24 protein-coding genes are annotated in these 19,222 nt (G+C 41.2%); 18 read left to right on the top strand and 6 right to left on the bottom strand.

What is annotated here, in order from left to right; all coding sequences use genetic code 11:
• Nucleotides 1-14: 14 nt before the first annotated feature.
• Nucleotides 15-656: a hemerythrin domain-containing protein gene (locus C0V70_RS13780; protein WP_158649686.1), complete on the bottom strand. Its 642-nt coding sequence runs from the start codon at nt 654-656 to the stop codon at nt 15-17.
• A 104-nt stretch (nt 657-760) separates the two neighbouring features.
• Entirely contained in the window at nt 761-1,462 is a 702-nt protein-coding gene (locus C0V70_RS13775; protein ID WP_102244442.1) for a hypothetical protein, read from the bottom strand.
• Between the two features lie 287 nt (nt 1,463-1,749).
• On the opposite strand from C0V70_RS13775, the gene C0V70_RS13770 reads away from it, so the two are divergent.
• A complete protein-coding gene (locus C0V70_RS13770; RefSeq protein WP_102244441.1) occupies nt 1,750-2,022 on the top strand; it encodes a hypothetical protein in 273 nt (90 codons plus the stop codon).
• A 148-nt stretch (nt 2,023-2,170) separates the two neighbouring features.
• Here the strand turns inward: C0V70_RS13770 and C0V70_RS13765 are convergent, their stop codons facing one another.
• Together C0V70_RS13765 and C0V70_RS19370 are read right to left on the bottom strand one after the other, a co-directional pair.
• Entirely contained in the window at nt 2,171-2,671 is a 501-nt protein-coding gene (locus C0V70_RS13765; protein ID WP_102244440.1) for a hypothetical protein, read from the bottom strand.
• 63 nt (nt 2,672-2,734) lie between these two features.
• Nucleotides 2,735-3,226: a CsbD family protein gene (locus C0V70_RS19370; protein ID WP_102244439.1), complete on the bottom strand. Its 492-nt coding sequence runs from the start codon at nt 3,224-3,226 to the stop codon at nt 2,735-2,737.
• A 377-nt stretch (nt 3,227-3,603) separates the two neighbouring features.
• On the opposite strand from C0V70_RS19370, the gene C0V70_RS13755 reads away from it, so the two are divergent.
• The 12 genes from C0V70_RS13755 to C0V70_RS13710 all read left to right on the top strand — a co-directional run bounded on the left by C0V70_RS13755 (nt 3,604) and on the right by C0V70_RS13710 (nt 12,965).
• On the top strand, nt 3,604-3,789 hold the full coding sequence (locus tag C0V70_RS13755; protein ID WP_102244438.1) for a DUF1328 domain-containing protein: 186 nt from the start codon (nt 3,604-3,606) through the stop codon (nt 3,787-3,789).
• A gap of 40 nt (nt 3,790-3,829) precedes the next feature.
• A complete protein-coding gene (locus C0V70_RS13750; RefSeq protein ID WP_102244437.1) occupies nt 3,830-4,102 on the top strand; it encodes a hypothetical protein in 273 nt (90 codons plus the stop codon).
• Nucleotides 4,103-4,144: 42 nt separating this feature from the next.
• A complete protein-coding gene (locus C0V70_RS13745; protein ID WP_102244436.1) occupies nt 4,145-4,759 on the top strand; it encodes an outer membrane beta-barrel protein in 615 nt (204 codons plus the stop codon).
• A gap of 132 nt (nt 4,760-4,891) precedes the next feature.
• Nucleotides 4,892-5,248: a BON domain-containing protein gene (locus C0V70_RS13740; protein WP_102244435.1), complete on the top strand. Its 357-nt coding sequence runs from the start codon at nt 4,892-4,894 to the stop codon at nt 5,246-5,248.
• Between the two features lie 10 nt (nt 5,249-5,258).
• Nucleotides 5,259-5,792 (top strand): general stress protein, encoded by a 534-nt coding sequence (locus C0V70_RS13735; protein ID WP_208107729.1) that lies wholly within the window; start codon nt 5,259-5,261, stop codon nt 5,790-5,792.
• A 63-nt stretch (nt 5,793-5,855) separates the two neighbouring features.
• Complete coding sequence (locus tag C0V70_RS19305) at nt 5,856-5,987, top strand: hypothetical protein (RefSeq protein ID WP_272868934.1); 132 nt, start codon at nt 5,856-5,858, stop codon at nt 5,985-5,987.
• A gap of 18 nt (nt 5,988-6,005) precedes the next feature.
• The gene (locus tag C0V70_RS13730) at nt 6,006-6,863 is read left to right on the top strand and encodes a YihY/virulence factor BrkB family protein (protein ID WP_102244433.1); all 858 of its coding nucleotides are present in this window, start codon (nt 6,006-6,008) and stop codon (nt 6,861-6,863) included.
• 118 nt (nt 6,864-6,981) lie between these two features.
• On the top strand, nt 6,982-7,596 hold the full coding sequence (locus C0V70_RS13725) for a hemerythrin domain-containing protein (RefSeq protein ID WP_102244432.1): 615 nt from the start codon (nt 6,982-6,984) through the stop codon (nt 7,594-7,596).
• A gap of 29 nt (nt 7,597-7,625) precedes the next feature.
• Entirely contained in the window at nt 7,626-7,760 is a 135-nt protein-coding gene (locus tag C0V70_RS19300; RefSeq protein WP_279536108.1) for a hypothetical protein, read from the top strand.
• A gap of 99 nt (nt 7,761-7,859) precedes the next feature.
• Nucleotides 7,860-8,645, top strand: coding sequence for a murein L,D-transpeptidase catalytic domain-containing protein (locus tag C0V70_RS13720; RefSeq protein WP_102244431.1), 786 nt, complete (start codon nt 7,860-7,862; stop codon nt 8,643-8,645).
• A gap of 68 nt (nt 8,646-8,713) precedes the next feature.
• Nucleotides 8,714-9,265, top strand: coding sequence for a DUF3617 domain-containing protein (locus tag C0V70_RS13715; RefSeq protein WP_102244430.1), 552 nt, complete (start codon nt 8,714-8,716; stop codon nt 9,263-9,265).
• Between the two features lie 19 nt (nt 9,266-9,284).
• Nucleotides 9,285-12,965, top strand: coding sequence for an ABC transporter transmembrane domain-containing protein (locus C0V70_RS13710; protein WP_102244429.1), 3,681 nt, complete (start codon nt 9,285-9,287; stop codon nt 12,963-12,965).
• Here C0V70_RS13710 and C0V70_RS13705 read toward each other — a convergent pair whose 3' ends face one another.
• Both C0V70_RS13705 and C0V70_RS13700 read right to left on the bottom strand, forming a co-directional pair.
• Nucleotides 12,966-14,990, bottom strand: coding sequence for an ATP-binding protein (locus C0V70_RS13705; protein ID WP_102244428.1), 2,025 nt, complete (start codon nt 14,988-14,990; stop codon nt 12,966-12,968).
• The gene (locus tag C0V70_RS13700) at nt 14,990-15,436 is read right to left on the bottom strand and encodes a type 2 periplasmic-binding domain-containing protein (RefSeq protein WP_102244427.1); all 447 of its coding nucleotides are present in this window, start codon (nt 15,434-15,436) and stop codon (nt 14,990-14,992) included. The genes C0V70_RS13705 and C0V70_RS13700 overlap by 1 nt, the downstream gene beginning before the upstream one ends.
• Before the next feature lie 221 nt (nt 15,437-15,657).
• Between C0V70_RS13700 and C0V70_RS13695 the strand changes: the two genes are divergently transcribed.
• From C0V70_RS13695 to C0V70_RS13675, 5 genes are all read left to right on the top strand, one after another.
• Nucleotides 15,658-16,107, top strand: coding sequence for a CBS domain-containing protein (locus C0V70_RS13695; RefSeq protein WP_102244426.1), 450 nt, complete (start codon nt 15,658-15,660; stop codon nt 16,105-16,107).
• A gap of 8 nt (nt 16,108-16,115) precedes the next feature.
• Nucleotides 16,116-16,553, top strand: coding sequence for a BON domain-containing protein (locus C0V70_RS13690; RefSeq protein WP_102244425.1), 438 nt, complete (start codon nt 16,116-16,118; stop codon nt 16,551-16,553).
• A gap of 57 nt (nt 16,554-16,610) precedes the next feature.
• Nucleotides 16,611-17,858, top strand: coding sequence for a PepSY-associated TM helix domain-containing protein (locus tag C0V70_RS13685; RefSeq protein WP_102244424.1), 1,248 nt, complete (start codon nt 16,611-16,613; stop codon nt 17,856-17,858).
• Between the two features lie 91 nt (nt 17,859-17,949).
• Complete coding sequence (locus tag C0V70_RS13680) at nt 17,950-18,222, top strand: metal/formaldehyde-sensitive transcriptional repressor (protein ID WP_102244423.1); 273 nt, start codon at nt 17,950-17,952, stop codon at nt 18,220-18,222.
• 5 nt (nt 18,223-18,227) lie between these two features.
• Nucleotides 18,228-19,217, top strand: coding sequence for a cation diffusion facilitator family transporter (locus tag C0V70_RS13675; protein ID WP_102244422.1), 990 nt, complete (start codon nt 18,228-18,230; stop codon nt 19,215-19,217).
• The last annotated feature ends 5 nt before the right edge of the window (nt 19,218-19,222 follow it).

Genomic DNA, 19,222 nt, shown 5'->3' with positions numbered 1-19,222 from the left:
AATCCAGATAAGTCTCATGTCTTGATAAAATAGGGAGACTGAGAAACGATGGCACCGATATAACGATTGACCTTTTTCACAAAATCTCCTGACCATTGGTAAATATTTCGTTTTGAGTTGCAGGAGTTATAGTAAATTTCTTTTTGGAGTTCGGGATAATTCTCCAGATCCTGGGGAGTAAAGCGCCTTAAGATCATGAATTGGAAACCAATTTCATTGAGAATGCTCTGGTCGAGGTTTTCTTTGATGAGCGGAAAAAGGGTTCTTTCTTCTTCATCAATATGGTTTCGTACGATTTTGGCAAGAGTTCTGATTTCCGCCTCCGTCACATCATCTAAGTCTTTAAGTCTTGCCATTCTTGGCCATAGTGTAGAAATCATGCGCTCCACAATAGCGTGTTCGACTTCACATTCGAGAACTTTTGCATGAAGTTCGTCCATATCAATTAAAGAATCGTAAACGGTTTTTTCTTCTGCGGCCGAGTGCTTTGTGAGAGTGTCGAGAAAGGTTCTGGCGAAAAATAATTTTTGATGTTTATCCGCTTCATCATTAAGAATGACTTCAATGCATTCTCGTAAGTAGGCGTGATCGATCAAAAGAATGCCGACGATATTAAAACTATTGTCTTTAGCGATCTCTTCACTGATATTTTGCATGGGCAACTCCATTAACCAGGACGAATATATTTTAAAATAGATTGAGTTTTGAAGAATTAAAACTCTGCCCCGGAGGGCAGAGTTTCAACAAGATGTAGTCGGAACTACATCTTCTTTTTAGCATCGTTAGACGACACTTCGGATGATTTAGGTGCAGCTTTCGCTGTAGATAGTTTGGTTGCAGAAGAGCGATCTCTTCCTAGGGGGATATCCGAGCTCACGCTAGGATCTTGAGAAGGGTAGAATTCATCCGGTGAGGTAAAATCTGCATATGATTCATTTTGATCTAATTGATTGTAATATTCATCTACGCTTTCATCGTCTTGTGATGATCGTGAGTATGTAGATGTTGAATAAGCTGAAAGCTCATCATCAGCTTCACGATTTATATTTGGGTTATGATCGACTTTTGCGTAATTAGCATTCAGTCTTCTCTCTGGAGAATCTCCATGAAAAACTTCATCTAAATTGGCCGAAGAGTGCTCTTGATAGACTGGCGTTTCGCTTGTGCCATCAGCTTGAGAGATTCCTGTCCCCGGGTGGGTTTCAAGAGTCTTTGAAGTCAATGGAGCTACTTCAGTCTTCGGAGAAACACTTTTTGATGAATGAACAGACGACATACAAATACGTTCGTAAGTTTTATCGAACTCTTCATTATTGCCGTATTTTCTGTGAACAAGCTGTCCTAACGATTTTGGAGAACCATGAGTCTTTTCAACGTCCGCTTCTGATAACTTATTCCAGCGGCTAAGAACTTGTGTCTTAATCGTCGGCCAATTATTTTGAATCTGTTGGTTGTTTAACATGATAAACCTCAATGTTTATAACTTTACGGATCTCTTGATCTCACAGGTATCCATTGCACCATTGATGCCAAAATTTGGAATAATGATTTTACAGCGAGTTAGTAAGAAATAGCCCCGCGAGTTAGGGGAAAATATCCTCAACGACGTAGCAGAATGGTCATCGTTGCGGTGCGCTTGTTCCAAAATGCTCTGGTATTTATTCACATTTGCGGGCACCGATTTTGCTTTAATTTCGGGGAGACCGTTCTTGGTTTCGTTTTAATTTATCTATTACTATGGAGTGAATTATGGCAGTGAAAAAAACAGCACACAAAAATGGACGTCAAAAAAAGGTATTAAAGATGGTGGCAGAAGCTCATGCTCACGACTTCGATAATATGGAAGGGCAATTGTTGAAACATGAAGAGGATGCTATCCGTCGTCAGTTCCTGGTGATCAAAAAAGATTACACTCGATTGATGAGTGACGTAGCGACTGGTTATGGCCTGATTCGAAACTGGGTCAATCTTCAAGCGGTTAATAGAGGAGAGCTCCTTAGAGCTCGATTTATTAAGAATTAAAAGAGAAACCACGGGTCTTCTTTTATCCTAAATTTATAAGAATCATTCAAAAATGGCTTAACATATAAAAAAGTTAAGCCGTTTTTCTTTGTCTAAAAAAATGCTGATGTCATCGTCAACAAATTGGGAACTGTGAGTTCCCAATTTATTAGTGTCTTAAATCTTCGGTCGCGGTTTCTTGAGCTCTTGATCGCTCTGAAGCGTGAAGTTCATCTTGTGTTCGGTTGAATTCTCGCTCTTTTACAAAATCCATAATCAGCAATGCCAGAGCATCCTGAAGAGGATGAACGACACCAACAGTTTCTTTGGTCAATGTCTCTCTTTTTTTCTCCCGTGCAGGTTCCTGGAAACTTCTGACGACAACGGCCCCGATAATTAAACTCACCAGAGAAAGGGCCAGACCCATTATGATCATTGATGAGAAATAAACGAATCCATTCTGGTCATACTGTGCACCAATGTCGACAGCGACTAATAAAAGTCCGCCGGCAAACATTGTAGCAAGGGCAGAAGCTGCGGCAAAAAGAGTAATCACCGCAACGGCATTGCTTCTGATTAAGTCTTTGATTTCTTCAACAGGATTAATAGTTGGATGTTCACTGGAAAAAAAAGGTTTGATAACTGAGAAAAACAAGAGTAGCCATTTCATGAAGGACCTCCAAACAGAAGAAGGGCCCGTTCACACAGGCCCTTTACTTCATTTTTATTTTCATTATCTACGACGGAAAAAATAAGCTCCGGCAAGGAAGCCTACTGTCGCAGCCCCAAGAATGGCATAACCTGGGTTATCTTTTACTAATCCTGTTGTTCTGTCGACAACTTGAGCGCTTAAGTCTCTTGCTCTTTGAAGATACTCTTTTCCTGGTTCAATAATATCATCTTCAATCATGTGACTAGCTCTTGCTTTGATTTTGTTAGCATCGTATTGACCATTTAATTGTGAAGCTGTTGCCATATATTTCTCCTTGGTGTTGGTAAGATCGCGAGCCGTATCGCGAAAGTAATCAGCATGTTTTGATTTGAATTTATCGAATTCTTCGGAAGCGCGCTCTTTGGTGAAGCCATAGGCCTTTTGAATTTTACCGACAAGCTGATCAACGCCGCCATCAAGATAAGTCAGGTCATCATCCGTTAATTTTGACCAAGTTTGTTTGAGTTCGCCTTTAAGATCTTTTAGTGATCCCTGGATCATATCTGTGTTCATTTTCTTCTCCTTGAAAATACTAGAACCAATTTCTCGAAATAATCCATTCCAAGATTTATGCCACTAAAAATTCACTTTAAATTTTGGGAACTTGAAGCTTGTTGTAAAAAGAGGTGGGGCAAATAGTGTAAGAAAATTGGGAAATATGGGACGCGAAAAGTAAGATTTCAATGATCAATTTACATCATTATATGCATTTCCTTTTTTGGTACTGGCAAAAAACCACACAGAACTTTTTTCCCCGCATGTCTGTAGAAAAAATCCTCACTGTCTTAAGAAACTCCATAAAGTTGGTATGAAAAATTTGGCACACAAACTGCTTATACACCTTTGTGAAGTTTTCTTAACAAACTTTTATATGGAACAAGGAGTGAGACATGTTAAAGGCGGCCATTACATTTTTTATTCTTGGAGTACTGGCAATGTTACTGGGATCTTTTGGGATTTTTGGCCTTTCAACAGATATGGGCGAAATGATTTTATCAATTTTCTTTATCTTCGCGCTGATGAGTTTTATCGGAAGTGCAGAGATTGAAAGAAAACGTCATAAAGATATTCATTAAATTTCCTTATTAACCTGCATATCGAATAAAAGGAGAGATTATGCAAATGAAAAAAAGTCTTTTAGTTCTACTTACCATCACTCTAGTTGGTGGTTTCACTTCAAACTATGCACATGCTCTTGGCAAAGATGAGACAGTTAAAGAAAAAGCTGAAGAAATGGGCAACGATACAAAGCGAGCTGCTAAAAAAGCTGTAAGAAAGGCCCAGGACGAAACTTGTGAAATGGTCGATGGTAAAATGAAGTGTATGGGAAAAAAGATGAAACATGCAGCTCAGAATGTAGGCGATAAAATCGAAGATGCAGTTGATTAGAAAATAATTTAAAAAGCATTTATATATTACGGAGGATTTTTAATGAAAAAGTTTCTTTTTCTAGTGTCGCTTATTGCCTTCTCGAGCATCACTTACGCGCAGGAAAATAATGAAGGCGGTCTGTTTGTTGAACCTATGCTGACATGGGAAAGAGGAAGAGGGGATGTCGATTTTCCGTCTCCATTTAGCAATGCCGATACTGAGCTTGATGGTTTCGGTGTTGGTTTAAGATTTGGCGGGCATGTATACAACTCTATTTTTTTAGGAGTAGACGGACGTTATTCTATGCCTAAATTCAAAGACAATAAAATTAAAATGGACACTGATGCAAAATCATGGAACGTGGGGCCGGTTGTCGGAATCCAGATGCCAACAGCCATCGCTCTTCGTGTATGGGCCGGATGGATTGTTGCCGGCGAAGTTGATCCGGATAAAGATGAAGGTGTTGATGCCAAATTTAAAAGCGGGCAAGGTTACCGCGTAGGTGCCGGGGTGAAACTTGGTTTTGCCAGCTTGAATGTTGAATACCAAAATATGAAGTATGACGACACTGTTTTACAGGAAGTCGGAGTCTTCACTCCAAACACTACACGAGGCGATGTTGAACTCAGCAATGAATCAATGGTTCTCAGTGTGAGTTTCCCTGTTGCTATCTAATCATTTTCACACGCCGAAGTTAAAAGCTTCGGCGTACTCAAGTATTTTTAGGCCGGCACAGGCTTTGCTCTTTAAATAAAAGGCGGACGTAAAAAATACTGTAGCGCTTGGATTATTTATTAGGAGGAGAAAATGAAACTTTGGTCAATTTTAATGGTCATGGTTCTTTGTACATCTTTTAACCTGGCAATCGCTAAACAAGGGCCTAGTGCAAACCCTCGAGTGGTTGATCAAGAAACGGGCCTGACGGCCGGGGATCAGTCGAACAAACCTCAGGATGTATTGGTGACTAAGAAGATTCGAGCTGAACTAATGAAAGATACGGCCCTTTCTATGAAAGCAAAAAATATTAAGATCATTGTTATCAACAATGGTGTGACTCTTAAAGGAAATGTGGCAACTGCGGATGAGAGAGCAAGAATTCTTGAGCACGCTTATGTCACAGCTCCAAAGCACAAAATTTATAATCAGATCAGTGTAGTGAAGTAAGGAGGAAAAGATGAGAACACTAAGTAGGGACAGAATGAACGTTTCAGTTTTCGGAATCTTTGACACCCGTTCATCTACAGAACGCGCTGTAGAGCGCTTAAAAACGTCAGGGTTTAGAATGACTGATATTTCGGTGCTGATGCCGGATAAAGATACCACCAGACAATTCGCTCACGAAAAACACACTAAGGCCCCTGAAGGAATTGCGACAGGAGCAAGCACAGGTGTGGTGGTCGGCGGGACTCTTGGATGGCTGGCCGGCATGGGAGCTTTAGCTCTTCCTGGTATCGGGCCACTTGTGGCCGCAGGTCCGATCATGGCCGCTATCGCTGGAGCTGGTGTTGGCGGAACTGTCGGAGGAGTGAGCGGAGCCCTCGTTGGACTGGGAATACCGGAATACGAGGCTAAACGTTATGAAGGATCAGTGAAGGACGGAGGGATTCTTCTGTCAGTTCACTGTGATAATAACGACTCAATTAAAAGTGCAAAACAATTATTAGAAGTAACTGGAGCTCATGACATCGCTTCATCTACTGAGGCGTAGTCATTTTTATCCCCGCAGAAGCCCCCTAACGACTTCTGCGGGTTACACAATCAAGGAAAAGGCATGAAGAAAAAAATGAATGAATTAGTCGAAGATATTCAAGGAAAAGTGGCAGTACCTATTTTAATGTACATTCTTGGTGTGCCTGGATTTGTTTGTATCCTGGCCTGGTTATTTTTCTTTAAAGGCAAATAATTTCTTTAAGAGGATGTGATGGTCATCTCAACCCTGAAAAGAGGTTTATTTAGATTTGGCCTTAGAATAAAAGAATTTATTTTTTTAATTTTAAAACACAATATTTTCTTTCATTCTTCGGCCATCTCGTATTACGCCGCTCTTTCAATTGCCCCATTCCTTCTAATCCTTTTGCAGGTGGCGGCCTTATTAGGTCATGGAGTTCAAACGGAACTGACCAGTCAGACATACTTTATTCTTGGTCCTGAAGTCGGACGAATCACTGAAATGATTTTTAACAATGCTGTTGAAGGAATTAGCCTGGCCTCCATCTCTGGAGTCATCGGGGTGATTACTCTGCTTTTTACGGCGTCTTTTGTCTTTATGCAGCTGCGGTTTTCTTTTGATATGATTTTTGGTTATTACGATCCAGATTCATCCCGAAGTTTTAAAGAGATTGTGAAAGAGCGTATACTCTCTATGCTTTTTGTCGTAGCAATTGCAGTGCTGTTTCTTTTATCGCTTTTTGTCTCCAACATTGTTAAATACGTCGCCGGAACAGATATGAATGATACTGTTCTGGGACAAATTCTCTCTAATCTTCTAAGTTTTCTCATTAACCTGATGATGTTCAGTGCACTTTATTACTTTGCTCCTTCAAAAACACCAAAAATAAAAACAGCAGTAGAGGCGGCGATTTTTACATCCATTGCTTTTGTCTTCGGGAAAATATTAATCGGCCTTTATTTTAAAAACATTGCGATCAATTCAGTTTACGGAGCTACAGGGACACTTCTAGTGTTTCTTATCTGGGCCTATTACTCATCTTTTACACTTTTTTTAAGCCTTGAAGGCTTTCTTTTTCTTCATCCTGAAAACCGACAGATAAAGACTTGAATCATAGGGAAAGTTGACCAATCGAAGGTCTTTAAATGAACTTTTCAGTTACTTGGCACACGTCTTTTTTGGCCTTGATTTTGCGAGGTAAAAAGAGACGTTCAACCTGGAGGGACCAATGACATTTAACATGGATGAAGTTGTTCAAAACAATAAGTTTAACATTATTGATGTTTTGCTTTTAGACCACAAATACTTAAAAGAGTGTATTAAAGTTCTTAAAAGTGAAGATGAAGATAAAAGACTCAAAGTGAGATATGCCAAAACATTCCTCGATGCTCTTCATAAACATTCAGAGGCGGAAAAGAAAGTTGTTTATGCTCCTTTATTAAAAGTGGCCGATTTAAGAAAACTCATTCTTGAAGGAGAGATTGAACACGGGATTGTCGATGCTAAAGTCAAAATGCTCACTCCGAAAATAACCGGGCTAAGAACTCTTAGTGATGAACTGGAAATAGAGATGAAAGTTCTCGCAGAATTAGTCGAGCATCACTTAAAAGAAGAGGAGTCTGATATTATTCCTAAAATGCGCAAGGACCTGGATAAAACGATACTCAATGAAATGGGATTTCAGTTTATGAAGTTGAGAAGTTTTACAACCAAGGATCTTCGCCAGTACCCAAAACTGCAAAAAGAAGTAGCAGGTCTTAAAAAATTAGGGCATCGAGTTTCTTCACATTTTATTGCCAAAGTTCAAAAGCATACGACGAACAGGGCGCTTCACTCCCGCTAGTTGAGGCAAGCAGTTGCCGGAGGTTCATTATGAAACGATATATTTTTTTGATGCTGGCCTTTTTTCTGAGTTTTAATCAAGCTTTTGCTATTGGGATTTCAGCTCCTTGCAATGACTGCGTAGAAAAGATCAAAACCTATAAACAAGCTAGAACTACAAAATAAGAAGTGATATATCCGTCTTCCATTGTCGGTTTTGGGTAAAGTTATCCAAGTCCAGCAGTGGAAGACTCTATCGGGTAAACTGATAGAACGAGGTATATCATGAAGTTAATGACAAAAACATTTTTGGCCCTGGCCCTTGTTTCAACTGCTCTTTCAGCGCGTGCTGATTATCTTTCATGGAAAGAAATCGAAAAACGTTTTAAAGCAGAGGGACTCAACACGAAGGCCCTAGGCCATGTTCAGTGTTTTTTTGAAAAACATGAGAACACAGTTTTTAAAAGAAAAATGTCATTTAATGAAGCTGATAACCGCTGCGGACAAGATTCACAAATCACCTTGGATAAAAAACGCGTTTTTGCTTTAATTGATTATACAGCTCCAAGTGATCAAAGAAGAATGTTCTTAGTCGACAGGCTCACTGGCGGCATTTCCATGATGGCCGTGGCCCATGGACGTTATAAAGCTCACATGCTCAACACGCGCTTATCAGAAAATAAAAACTCAATTAAGCATGCCCGCTACTTCAGCAATGAGTTAGGTTCAAATGCTCCTTCAAGCGGATTTTACGTTTCAGGAGTAGAGTACGAAGGAAAGTTTGGCAGAAGTATGGTTCTGCATGGATTGGAAGATGGAATCAACGACAACGCTTGTGAAAGAGCTGTAGTTGTTCACAAGCACTTAATGGTTACGCGTGGAAGTGCACACGCTCTTTCAAGTGGCTGTCCTATGATCAGCCGCGATTACATTGATCATGTCATTAATCTTTTAGAAGGGAACTACGATCCAGCGACCAACGAAGTGACTAACGGGTCGGTTGTTTTTATCTACGGACCTCGTGAATCAAAATGGGCCGCTTCAACTTGTGAAGGGAATTTTAATCTCTAATTTCGATTGCCAAGCTTACAATATTGTCCGTTAATAGACTTACAATATTTGTTTAGTGAGGGAGTCACATGAAATTAAAATCGCTTTTCGTTTTTCTTGCCACTTCAAGTCTTATTTCTTCTGTCTCAGCAGTGGAGAGTATGAAGCCCGGTCTATGGGAGCATAGCTTCACAATTAAAAGTCAAAGCGGACAAGTTGAAAAAGGTCTCGCTGATATGAAAAAAAGCATGGCAAAAATGCCTCCTGAGCAACGCAAAATGATGGAAGAGATGATGGCAAAGCAGGGAATGGGCGTAAGCGATAAAGGAACAAGTGTAAAAGTTTGTATTTCTAAAGAGCAGGCAGAAAAGCTTGATATTCCACAAAGTCAGGACTCAAATTGCAAACAAGAGATCCTAAGCCGCACTTCAAAAAATATTAAAATGAAATTTACATGTACGGGAAATCCATCAAGTACAGGAGAGGGGGAATTTACTTTAATTAACCCAGGGGCTTACGTGGGGAAGGCCGTGGTCAACACTGATTCAAATGGGAAGAAAGACCGTTTAGATATGGACCAAAAAGGAAAGTGGCTGGCCGCAGATTGTGGCGCAATTCAGCCGATTAAGACGCAAAAATAATCATCAAACAGGCCAGTTTATGGTAGGTTTAACCACCATGCTGGCCGCCCTAAAAAACTTCTTCTTTTTTAATGTCTCTCCACTCGTCAAAAAAGGGCGCAAGAAAATTCTTACGTTCGAAGACTTACTTCCTTTACCGGAAGAACTTAAACTCAACCGCTCTCTGGAAGTGGCGCCGATTGATTTAAGTTCTCAGAGAACATTTATTTCTTCACTTGTTGGTGAACAAAAGAAATTAGTCACAAGAGCGTGGAGCTTTTATGTGATCGGGACTCTTTCAAGTTTATCCAGCCCGTTTTTTGTTAATCAATTTATCACTCGCCTGACTCGTCTTTCTGAAGGAAGTGCTACGTATTGGGAAGTTCTTCCCATTGCTGTGTGTATCGGTCTAATTGGTGTGATGATGGGTATTGGATACCAACATAACTTCTACGCCACTTTAAGGGCTAACGTTCTTATTGTTGCCCGCTTAAACAGATTGATTTTTGAGAAGGCTCTTAAGCTTTCACAAAAGGCCCGCCAGAACGTCAATGTAGGTGATGTGGTCAACCACATGAGTACAGACACCGAAGCTCTGGCCGATGTCCCGATGCTTATTGGGGATTTGGGATGGGCGACGCTGCTTTTGATAGGTAGTGTTTCGATGCTTTTTTATTACCTGGGATGGACTGCTCTTATTGCAGTGGCCATTTTGGCGATTCTTACTCCGGTTACAAGAAAAATCGCAAAAAGATTTATTCATCTTGAAGATGAGATGATGAAAAAAAGAGACCATCGTGTGACACTGATGGGACAAATTCTTCAGTCAATGCGATTGGTGAAGTATTATGTTTGGGAAGAAGAGATTTCCAATCAAGTTTCACAAGTCAGAGAAGAAGAAGTGAAAGCGAGAAGAAGCCTGGCCAAAGTAGAAATGCTTTCAGGTCTAAGTTTTGTGGCGATTTCAACTCTGGTTTTATTTGTCGCTCTTTGCGTTCATGTCCTTAGAGGGGAAGCCTTAACACCGGCATTGGTCTTAACTTGTGTTTCGCTTTTTGGATTACTACAGGAACCAATCGGGCATTTACCGGGAGTGCTTTCCCGTTTAATCAACGCTTGGGTTTCGGCCAAGAGGATTATTGGATTTTTAAATTCAGAATCAGTTGATGGTCAGGTCCTTTCAACAAATGTTCAGCCTATTATTTTTGATCATGTGTTTTATCAAAGTGAAAAAGGCAATTTTGCTTTTAAAGACTTATCGTTTTCAATTGCTGAAGGTGAAACCGTTGCGATTGTCGGGGAAGTTGGTTCTGGAAAGACGACGCTTTTACAATTGATCCTTCAGGAAATTAAACCGCAATCGGGCGCAGTTTCTATTAGCCGCTCAACTCTTGGTTATGTCAGCCAGGAAAGTTATATCATGAATGCTACGGTCTTAGAGAACCTGAAAATGGGTAAAGATGTCAGTGAAGCGCGAGTGAAAGAAGCTCTTTATGTTACGTCGATGGAAAGAGATATTAAAAATCTTCCCGGCGGTCTTTTAACTGAGATTGGTGAAAAAGGTGTGAACCTGAGTGGTGGGCAAAAACAACGCGTGTCTTTAGGCCGCTGTGTGATTCAGGACCCGGATATTGTTTTATTAGATGATCCTTTGTCTGCAGTTGACGTAAATACGGAAAAGGCCCTGGTGAATAACCTGATTCTGGGCGAGTGGAAAAAGAAAACCGTGATTATTGCGACTCACCGTCTAGAAGCTTTAGCTAAGTTTGACCGCATTCTTTTTTTAGAAGATGGAAAAGTGGCGGCCCTTGGAACATTAAGTGAACTTTTAGAGCAGAGTGAATCGTTTAAGCATTTTTATTCTCATCACCTGGAAGTGCATGCACTGGAAAAAGATTCAGAGCTGGCCGCTTCAATCAGCGGAGAGAGTGATAAAACCGAAACGCGCTTAATGAGTGATGAGGACCGCGAAGAAGGAGCGGTTAAAGGGTCATTATATATTGATTACATCAAAGCCTTGGGTGGTGAAGGAAAACACCAAAGGTTTATCATTGCTGCCTTAGTTTTAGGAGTCCTGGCCATTTCAGTTTTCCCATTATTTAACCAATGGTGGCTAAGCTGGTTTTCTGGGCACCCGACTCAGATTACACCGATTCAAGGTGTAATGATCTATGGGTTGATTGCGCTCGTGAGTTTAATTGTTCAAATGAGCAATCAAATTTTCTGGCTTAAGCGTGGGATTAAGGCAGGAGTCGAGCTTCACGATAGAATGCTGGCCGCTATTTTAAGGGCACCGGTGCGCTTTTTTGATACAACTCCTGTCGGAAGATTGCTTCAGCGTTTTTCACGTGATTTGGAATCGGTTGATATCCAATTGCAGTGGAGTTTTGAAGCAGCTGTTCAGGCCCTGTTTCAAATTGTGGTTTCACTAAGTTTAATTATTGTTTCTGTACCTCTTATTTTAGTGGTGATTGTCCCTATTGGTTTTGTGTACTGGAACCTGCAGATTCTCTACAGAGCTTCGGCCAGAGAAGCAAAACGTATGGATTCGATTGCACGCTCACCTCGTTATGCTCATTTTAAAGAGACTTTAGGAGGGCTTCCTGTCATCCGTGCCTATAAAAAAGAAGCATGGTTTAGGGAACAGTTTTTCTCTCACCTGGAAAAAAGTCAGCAGGCCTTTGTTAATAACTTTTTACTTAACCGCTGGTTTTCGATTCGCATTCCGATGATCGGAGGGCTTATCTCAGGTTCAACGGCCTTGTGTTTGATCGTCAGTGTTTATAATGGATATTTAACAGCGGCGACGGCCGGGCTTGTGATTCTTTACTCAATGTCTTTCTGGGGGGCCTTAAACTGGGGAATTAGAATTCTCTCTGATCTTGAATCGCGCATGACTTCTATTGAGCGCATCAGGTTTATGACGAGAATCCCGAGTGAAAAGCGATTCGTCACTTCCAGTCCTGTCGTTGTTGACGAAGCCTGGCCAAGTGAAGGACGCATTCATTTTTCTAATGTTCATGCCCGCTATGATGAAAGCCTCCCAGAAGTAGTAAAGGGACTAGATATCAATATTCCCCCTGGAGCCCAGGTGGGAATTGTTGGAAGAACTGGGGCCGGGAAGACGACACTTTTTCAAATGATTTATCGTTTTATCAATGTCCATAAAGGAAAAATTGAAATTGATGGAGTGGATATTGCCAGTATCGACCTGGGGACGTTGAGGTCAAGACTTGCTATTATTCCACAAGACCCGACACTTTTTATGGGGACTCTAAGAAGTAACCTAGACCCTTATTCGCGAAAGTCGGATGAGGAGATCTGGAAAGTTTTAAAAGACACCGGTCTGGAAGAATTAGTTAAGGGTTTTCCGTTGGGACTTCTGTCTGCTGTCAGCGACGGGGGAGCGAACCTATCTCAAGGGCAAAGACAGCTATTTTGTCTGGCCCGTGCACTTTTATTAAATGCTAAAATCATTATGCTTGATGAAGCGACGGCAAGTGTAGATGTTGTGTCTGATGCTAAAATTCAGCGAGTATTAAGAAGAGAGCTAAAGGGGAAAACTGTTTTAGTTATCGCTCACCGCTTGGGCACAGTCGCAGACCTGGATTACCTGATGGTTATGAATGACGGGCGCCTGGAGTCGTTTAAAGCTCCAAATAGAGAATTTTTAGAGGAGAGTTCAGCTGAGCTTGGACTCGAAGAAGCTTTAGAAGTTTAATTATTTTTCTGGAAGCTCGACAGTGAATGTTGAGCCTTCGCCTAACTCACTTTGAACATAAATATTTCCATGGTGAGCTTCCACAATCTGCTTACAAATATAAAGACCTAAACCAAGACCACCGATGTTTTGCTTGTCACTTACGCGCTCAAAGCGTTTAAAAATTCTTTCCTGGTTCTCAGGAGAGATTCCCGGTCCCTGATCAGTGACTTGAATTTTAATCATGTTATTTTCTTTTCTCATTGTCACTTGAATCGGTTTTTTCGGAGCGTATTTCGAAGCGTTGGTTAGAAGATTGATGAGAACCTGCTCAATACGAACCTTATCCCACAGACCTACGACGTCCGTTTCAATTTTAACTTCAACCGGAGACTGGGCGTGCTTGAACTGGTGAGAGTACTGGGCCACAACATCCATAATCATTTCTTTCATGCTGAAGTGTTCTTTATTCAGAGAGAGTTTTCCAGCAGAGATACGAGTGACGTCGAGAAGATCGTCAATCAGCACTGATAGCCTGGTGATCTGGCGGTCAGAGGTTTCAACCATTTTTATCAGCCGTTCAGGAGTCAGGTTAGAAACATTGTCATTATCAATTTGGCGGGCCACACCCTGAATCTGCATTTTAAGGGGAGTCAGTGGAGTGCGCAGCTCATGCGAAGCAATTGATAAGAACTCATCTCGTACTTCGATGGCCTTTTTAGCGTCATCGTAAAGCTGTGAGCGGTGGATGGCCTGGGCACACTGGCGGGCCAGGGCAATCATAAAATCGCGTTCAAGCTGGTCGAATTTTTTATTGATCGGGAAGCTAAAGCTTAAGGCCCCAAGAGTTTTGCCTTCGACATTCAGGGGAATGTAGGCCACAGCATATGACCTCTCAAAACGGTCTAGAGGGTCAAGGGCAGAGTATTTATCAAGCATATCAGAGGTAATGAACTTGGGTTGACCGGTACGGACAACTTCAGCAATCGGCACATCTGTTGAGACCGGGAACTTTTTCCATTTTTCAAAAATTTCATCAGGGAAACCAACAAGGCGTTTAAGCTCCAGGGAGTTTTTATCTTCGCCCAGTAAAACGATGGAGCCAGTGTTGGCCTCCATGGCCTCAAAGGCCTGTTTAAAAACAACTTCAAAAACTTGATCGGGTGTCAGCGCCTCTGAGAAAGATTCAGTGATACTTTGCAGGCGAGTTGTGCGGTCAATGGCCAGGTTCAGCTGTTCCTGATTGGCCTGAAGAGAGGTGATCATGCGGTTAAAAGCATAAGTCACGCGACCGATCTCATCGTTTTCTAAAATCGGGGCCTGGTAGGTGATATTTCCTAGACCAACTTTTTCAGTAGCATCAAGCAGGTTTAAAATTGACTTGGCCGCATTGCGGGCCATGGCCCATCCGATAGTGATGACAAATGTTAAGAAGAGAATACAAAGACCAATGGCCACTAAAAGAGGGCGGTAACGGTTTTTGTAAATTGAAGAGAAGATCCCTTCGTTTTGTTTGTTGATGTGAATCTGAATTTTTCTTAAGATCTCTTTTGCATCCATCAGGTATTGACTGGTCATTAAGAGATCAGCATTAAGTTCTTCGATTTGATCCTGACTGGTAATTTTATGGATGTTTTTTAGCTTTTGAAAAATCACTTCGTGACTGTGTTCTAATTCATCAAGAGACAAAATAGCGTCATTTAAGTTTTTAGTTAACAGCTCGTCATCTTTTGTTAAAAGAATGCTGTCGTAAAGCAGGCGCTTCGTTACTTTTAAATTTTCTTCAAACTTATAACGAAGTTCGCTGACATCCTTGCGCACGAAGATAACGTTCATATTCTGTTCAGTAGAGTTCAAGCTTTCAATCGCCTGAGTGTTTAGACTCAAAAGCGTATTGGCCGTACTCAAAGTCTGAATATCTTGCAGCTGGTGATAGTTAGAGACGTAAATGGCCAGGAAGCACAGGATGATAAAGAGCACGATAGAAAGCATAACCGTGCGCAGACGCTGAACAATAGAAGAGGTTTGATTAAAAGTTTTTTCCATTACGTCCCCTCTTTAACCGTAATGATTTTTACAGTCTTTGGCAGAGGGAATTTTTTAGAAACATAACCAATGCCACCAGGAAAGCGTGAAACCATCTTAACCATCATCGAATCCGAGGTAATTTGAATGGGAGCAATGTGACCTGTGTAGATTTTTTCTCCTATCCAGTAAAGCTCAACTTCACGGGATGTTTTTTTGATGTATTTATCTAAAAAAGCTTTGCGGTTTTTGTTGTCGTCGCGGTGATCGAAAAAACGAACGGCATTGCCATTGGGCCAGGTGCGATCCTTTTTCATAAAATAATCTTGAAGCTCTTTTGTTGTCAGAGAATCGAGTGGATTCTTTTGGCTAACAATCAAAACAACACTTTCGGCGCTGAAGGCTAAAGAGCTGGAGAAGGCCAGGACCAAAATGAAAATCAAGGTTTTAACGAATGGAAATTTCACAGATATATTTATATCCCGAGGAGGCGTTCAAATCAATAAACAATGTAGGACTCTCTTCATATGAAGCACAGCATATTCAGGTGGAGCGTAGCTCAAGGGGCAAAAAGACAAAAGCAAAGGGGATTTTTGGTGAAAGAGGGCAAATTGACGCTTCATTTTTGCGGTCTTTGTCTTGCAGTTACCGATGCAGTTTCTTTAACAACACCAACGGAGGTGATTTTATGATCGTAAAGGAATGCATGACTAAGGCAGTGGAGCTTGGAACACCAGAGATGACTTTACATGAAGCGGCCAAGAAAATGCGCGATGGAGATTTTGGAGTTTTGCCTATTCAAAAAAATGATCGTCTCGTCGGAATGTTGACGGATAGAGATATTGCTATTCGCTGTGTAGCAGAGGGGGGCGATTATAGAAATATCAATGTCGGTGAAGTGATGACGGAAAGAGTGCTTTATTGCTTTGAAGATCAAACGTTGGATGAAGTGGCCCAGAATTTAGGAGAAAACCAAGTCAGAAGACTTCCGGTCGTTAACCGTGAAAAACGCTTGGTGGGGATTCTCTCTCTTTGCGATTTGGCACATGCGCACCTGAACCCTAAACAATTGGAGAGTACCGTCAATTCGATTACCACTCAAAGTCACTCTAAGAGCAATAATGAGTTTATGTACTAGGAGGTCTCATGAGTAAGTCTTACAGACCGACATTTAAAAATTCCCGCGAGATAAAAAAGGAGAATTACGAAAATGATTATTATGCTAACTACCGAAGCGATGGACCAGGTCCGGTTGAGCTGGAGGCCAGTGTTCATCATTTTAGGCTAGAGACATATCGTGGGATCGGACCTAAAAGTTATACAAGATCGGATAATAGTATTGAAGAAGAAGTCTGTGAGATATTAATTCATGACCGCTTTATCGATGTCGAAAACGTTTTTATTTCAGTCGAAAAAGGAGTGGTTAAACTTTCAGGATCAGTGAGAGATCGCCGTGAGAAGTTTGAAATTGAAGACATTGCTGAACATGTTTTGGGAGTGGTAGAAGTTAAAAATGAAATCCAGGTACAAAAAAGCCGTATCCCGGAGTCAGATGATTTTACAGTGAGAAGACAGCTAGACTAAAAATAGCAACATATTGTTGCATCGACTTGGAAGGGCGTCTGACTTAAATTCTGGAGTATGAATTTACTAAAGAGTTTAAAAAAGTTTCACGCCTTTCTTGGTCTTTTTATCGGGCCTTTTATTTTCATCGCTGCTTTAAGTGGGGCCATTTATGCTTTTACTTTTGCCATGGAGAACTGGGTCTACCGCGATATTCTGACTGTTAAAAAAGGACTGCAGGCAAAGTCTCTTGCTGATCAAGTAGGGGCTGCAGAGGCCAAAGTTCGTGGTGAGTCCCGTTTACTTTCAATCAGGCCAGCTGCTAATGAAACGAGCTCTACACGTGTTCTTTATACCGATTCAACTCTTTCAGCGAGCCAATACCGCACATTGTTTATTGATCCCTACACATTGGAAGTGAAAGCTGATTTGATCACCTATGGTTCAGGGGGAGCGATGCCTGCGCGTATGCAGGTTGATCTTTTTCACCGCGATCTTCTCTTGGGTAAAGGGGGAAGATGGTATAGTGAGCTGGCCGCTTCTTGGTTGTGGGTCACTGGACTCTCGGGACTTGTGCTTTTTTGCACTCGTAAAAAACGCGAAGGAAACTCTTATCAGCGTCTGGTGAATAAGCATGTCTATGTGGGTTTTTTTTCATTGATTGGTGTCTTTATGCTTTCAGTGACCGGACTGACCTGGTCAGAGTTTGCAGGAGAGAATATTTCATGGCTGCGCACTCAGATGCAATGGCAGACTCCATCTCTTAATACAAAGTTGAATCATCGCCCTTTTAAAGCTTATGAACTCACTCAATTTGATAAAGCTCTTCTTTCAGCTCGCCAATCGGGAGTCGATTCTTCACGCATCGAAATTAAACCTCCACGAAAAGATAATGAGGGATGGCAGGTCAATGAGATTGGAAGAAGTTTTCCAAGTGAAGTTGATGGTGTTTTGCTAGACCCTGAAACAATGGCGGCGATTGATAAGGTGGAGTTCAGCAAGTTTCCTCTCATGGCCAAATTGACGAGATGGGGGATTGATGTACATATGGGGACACTTTTTGGTTTAGTTAATCAGATCATTGTCGGGCTTATGTCGCTGGGGATTTGTGCTTTAGTGGTTACTGGTTACGGGATGTGGATAAAGCGCAGAGGCTGGCATTTTAAGAACTCACTTTATTCAGAATTAAGAAAACTCTCTTCAGATCAAGTTATTTATATTGGTTGTATTGCTCTTCCGATTGCTTTTTTCTTTCCGTTAATTCTCATCAGCTTACTTATTTTTATTCCATTAGAGGAATTTTATTTTCGTTTAAAGCATTCTTAATGTGCCAAGCGACTTGAGATTTCAAGTCGTTATTAAATATTTCATGCCTTCTATTGTAGTATACCCCCCTATACTATATACTAAGGGGACTATGGCACATACAATTAAAGAAAAAAGCAAAATCACCGCAAGAATCAACCGAATTAAAGGGCAGCTTGAAGCTGTCAGCAAGGCCATCGAAGCCGAGCAGGATTGTTATCAGGTCATGCAGTTGATTGCCTCTTCGCGCGGGGCCTTAAATGGTCTTATGGCAGAGGTTATTGAATCTCATATTCGCGAGCACATCGTTCATTCAGAAAGTAAAAAAGAAGCATCAGAGTCGGCGGAAGACCTTATTGATGTGATGAAAAGTTTTTTAAAGTAGGATATATGGAAAAGCATTCTTGCAAAGGTCACGACCATCATCATGACCACGATCATGATCACCACCATGGGCACTCTCATGGGGGAGGATTAGGCCATCATCACCATCATCACGGGCCAAAAAATTACAATTTTGCTTTTGCCTTTGGTATTGGTCTCAATATTATTTTCGTTGTTGTTGAAGCATTTTATGGTTACTTTTCTAATTCATTAGCACTGATGGCAGACGCCGGACATAATTTAAGTGATGTCGCAGGCCTTATTCTGGCATGGGGAGCGGTCTGGCTTACAACTAAAAAGCCCAATGGGCGTTACACTTATGGCTTTCGCAAGTCGACGATTCTCTCTGCGCTTTTTAATGCCCTTATTTTAATGATTGCTGTCGGTTTTATTATCTGGGAAGCGATTGCACGCTTAAATAATCCAGCACCTATTCAATCTGGCACAGTGATTATTGTGGCCTTGGTTGGAATTGTGATTAACGGTCTGACTGCACTCCTATTTTTTAAAGATAAGGATCACGACATCAATCTAAAAGGGGCCTACTTACACATGGCCGCTGACGCTCTCATTTCTCTGGGAGTTGTCGTCTCAGGAGTGGTGATTTCCTACACATCTTGGGAATGGCTTGATCCTGTTGTGAGTATCGCGATCTCTTTAATTATTGTTTACGGCACATGGGACTTATTAAAAGGCTCAGTTCATCTTTCAATGGATGCTGTCCCTTATGGTATTGACCAGGACGAAGTGAAAAAATATTTAGAGTCACTTCCCGATGTGAAGGATGTGCATGACTTACATATATGGCCGATCAGTACAACTGAAAACGCCTTAAGTGCTCACTTGTCTCTTAGTGATTCTATTCTTCGCAATGAAAGAATCGACGCTATTTCAAAAGTCTTAAAAGAGCGCTTTAAAATTGATCACCCGACTCTACAATTCGAGTTGTGGGATGAAAATTATCACTGCGCCTTTAAATCCCATGACGTTTTATAGAAAAC

Origin of the sequence: Bacteriovorax stolpii (assembly GCF_002872415.1) — a bacterium.
In the GTDB taxonomy this organism is placed as follows: Bacteria; Bdellovibrionota; Bacteriovoracia; order Bacteriovoracales; family Bacteriovoracaceae; genus Bacteriovorax; species Bacteriovorax stolpii.
The sequence above is the reverse complement of the archived record's forward strand: the minus strand, read 5'-3'. Positions and strand labels throughout refer to the sequence as shown.

Coding starts and splice junctions, on each gene's coding strand:
- C0V70_RS13770 (WP_102244441.1), top strand. CDS start 1,750: ATGGCAGTGAAAAAAACAGCACACAAAAATGGACGTCAAAAAAAGGTA.
- C0V70_RS13745 (WP_102244436.1), top strand. CDS start 4,145: ATGAAAAAGTTTCTTTTTCTAGTGTCGCTTATTGCCTTCTCGAGCATC.
- C0V70_RS13695 (WP_102244426.1), top strand. CDS start 15,658: ATGATCGTAAAGGAATGCATGACTAAGGCAGTGGAGCTTGGAACACCA.
- C0V70_RS13675 (WP_102244422.1), top strand. CDS start 18,228: ATGGAAAAGCATTCTTGCAAAGGTCACGACCATCATCATGACCACGAT.
- C0V70_RS13755 (WP_102244438.1), top strand. CDS start 3,604: ATGTTAAAGGCGGCCATTACATTTTTTATTCTTGGAGTACTGGCAATG.
- C0V70_RS19370 (WP_102244439.1), bottom strand. CDS start 3,226: ATGAACACAGATATGATCCAGGGATCACTAAAAGATCTTAAAGGCGAA.
- C0V70_RS13710 (WP_102244429.1), top strand. CDS start 9,285: ATGGTAGGTTTAACCACCATGCTGGCCGCCCTAAAAAACTTCTTCTTT.
- C0V70_RS13705 (WP_102244428.1), bottom strand. CDS start 14,990: ATGGAAAAAACTTTTAATCAAACCTCTTCTATTGTTCAGCGTCTGCGC.
- C0V70_RS13690 (WP_102244425.1), top strand. CDS start 16,116: ATGAGTAAGTCTTACAGACCGACATTTAAAAATTCCCGCGAGATAAAA.
- C0V70_RS19305 (WP_272868934.1), top strand. CDS start 5,856: ATGAAGAAAAAAATGAATGAATTAGTCGAAGATATTCAAGGAAAAGTG.
- C0V70_RS13750 (WP_102244437.1), top strand. CDS start 3,830: ATGCAAATGAAAAAAAGTCTTTTAGTTCTACTTACCATCACTCTAGTT.
- C0V70_RS13740 (WP_102244435.1), top strand. CDS start 4,892: ATGAAACTTTGGTCAATTTTAATGGTCATGGTTCTTTGTACATCTTTT.
- C0V70_RS13780 (WP_158649686.1), bottom strand. CDS start 656: ATGCAAAATATCAGTGAAGAGATCGCTAAAGACAATAGTTTTAATATC.
- C0V70_RS13735 (WP_208107729.1), top strand. CDS start 5,259: ATGAGAACACTAAGTAGGGACAGAATGAACGTTTCAGTTTTCGGAATC.
- C0V70_RS13720 (WP_102244431.1), top strand. CDS start 7,860: ATGAAGTTAATGACAAAAACATTTTTGGCCCTGGCCCTTGTTTCAACT.
- C0V70_RS19300 (WP_279536108.1), top strand. CDS start 7,626: ATGAAACGATATATTTTTTTGATGCTGGCCTTTTTTCTGAGTTTTAAT.
- C0V70_RS13730 (WP_102244433.1), top strand. CDS start 6,006: ATGGTCATCTCAACCCTGAAAAGAGGTTTATTTAGATTTGGCCTTAGA.
- C0V70_RS13765 (WP_102244440.1), bottom strand. CDS start 2,671: ATGAAATGGCTACTCTTGTTTTTCTCAGTTATCAAACCTTTTTTTTCC.
- C0V70_RS13725 (WP_102244432.1), top strand. CDS start 6,982: ATGACATTTAACATGGATGAAGTTGTTCAAAACAATAAGTTTAACATT.
- C0V70_RS13680 (WP_102244423.1), top strand. CDS start 17,950: ATGGCACATACAATTAAAGAAAAAAGCAAAATCACCGCAAGAATCAAC.
- C0V70_RS13775 (WP_102244442.1), bottom strand. CDS start 1,462: ATGTTAAACAACCAACAGATTCAAAATAATTGGCCGACGATTAAGACA.
- C0V70_RS13685 (WP_102244424.1), top strand. CDS start 16,611: ATGAATTTACTAAAGAGTTTAAAAAAGTTTCACGCCTTTCTTGGTCTT.
- C0V70_RS13715 (WP_102244430.1), top strand. CDS start 8,714: ATGAAATTAAAATCGCTTTTCGTTTTTCTTGCCACTTCAAGTCTTATT.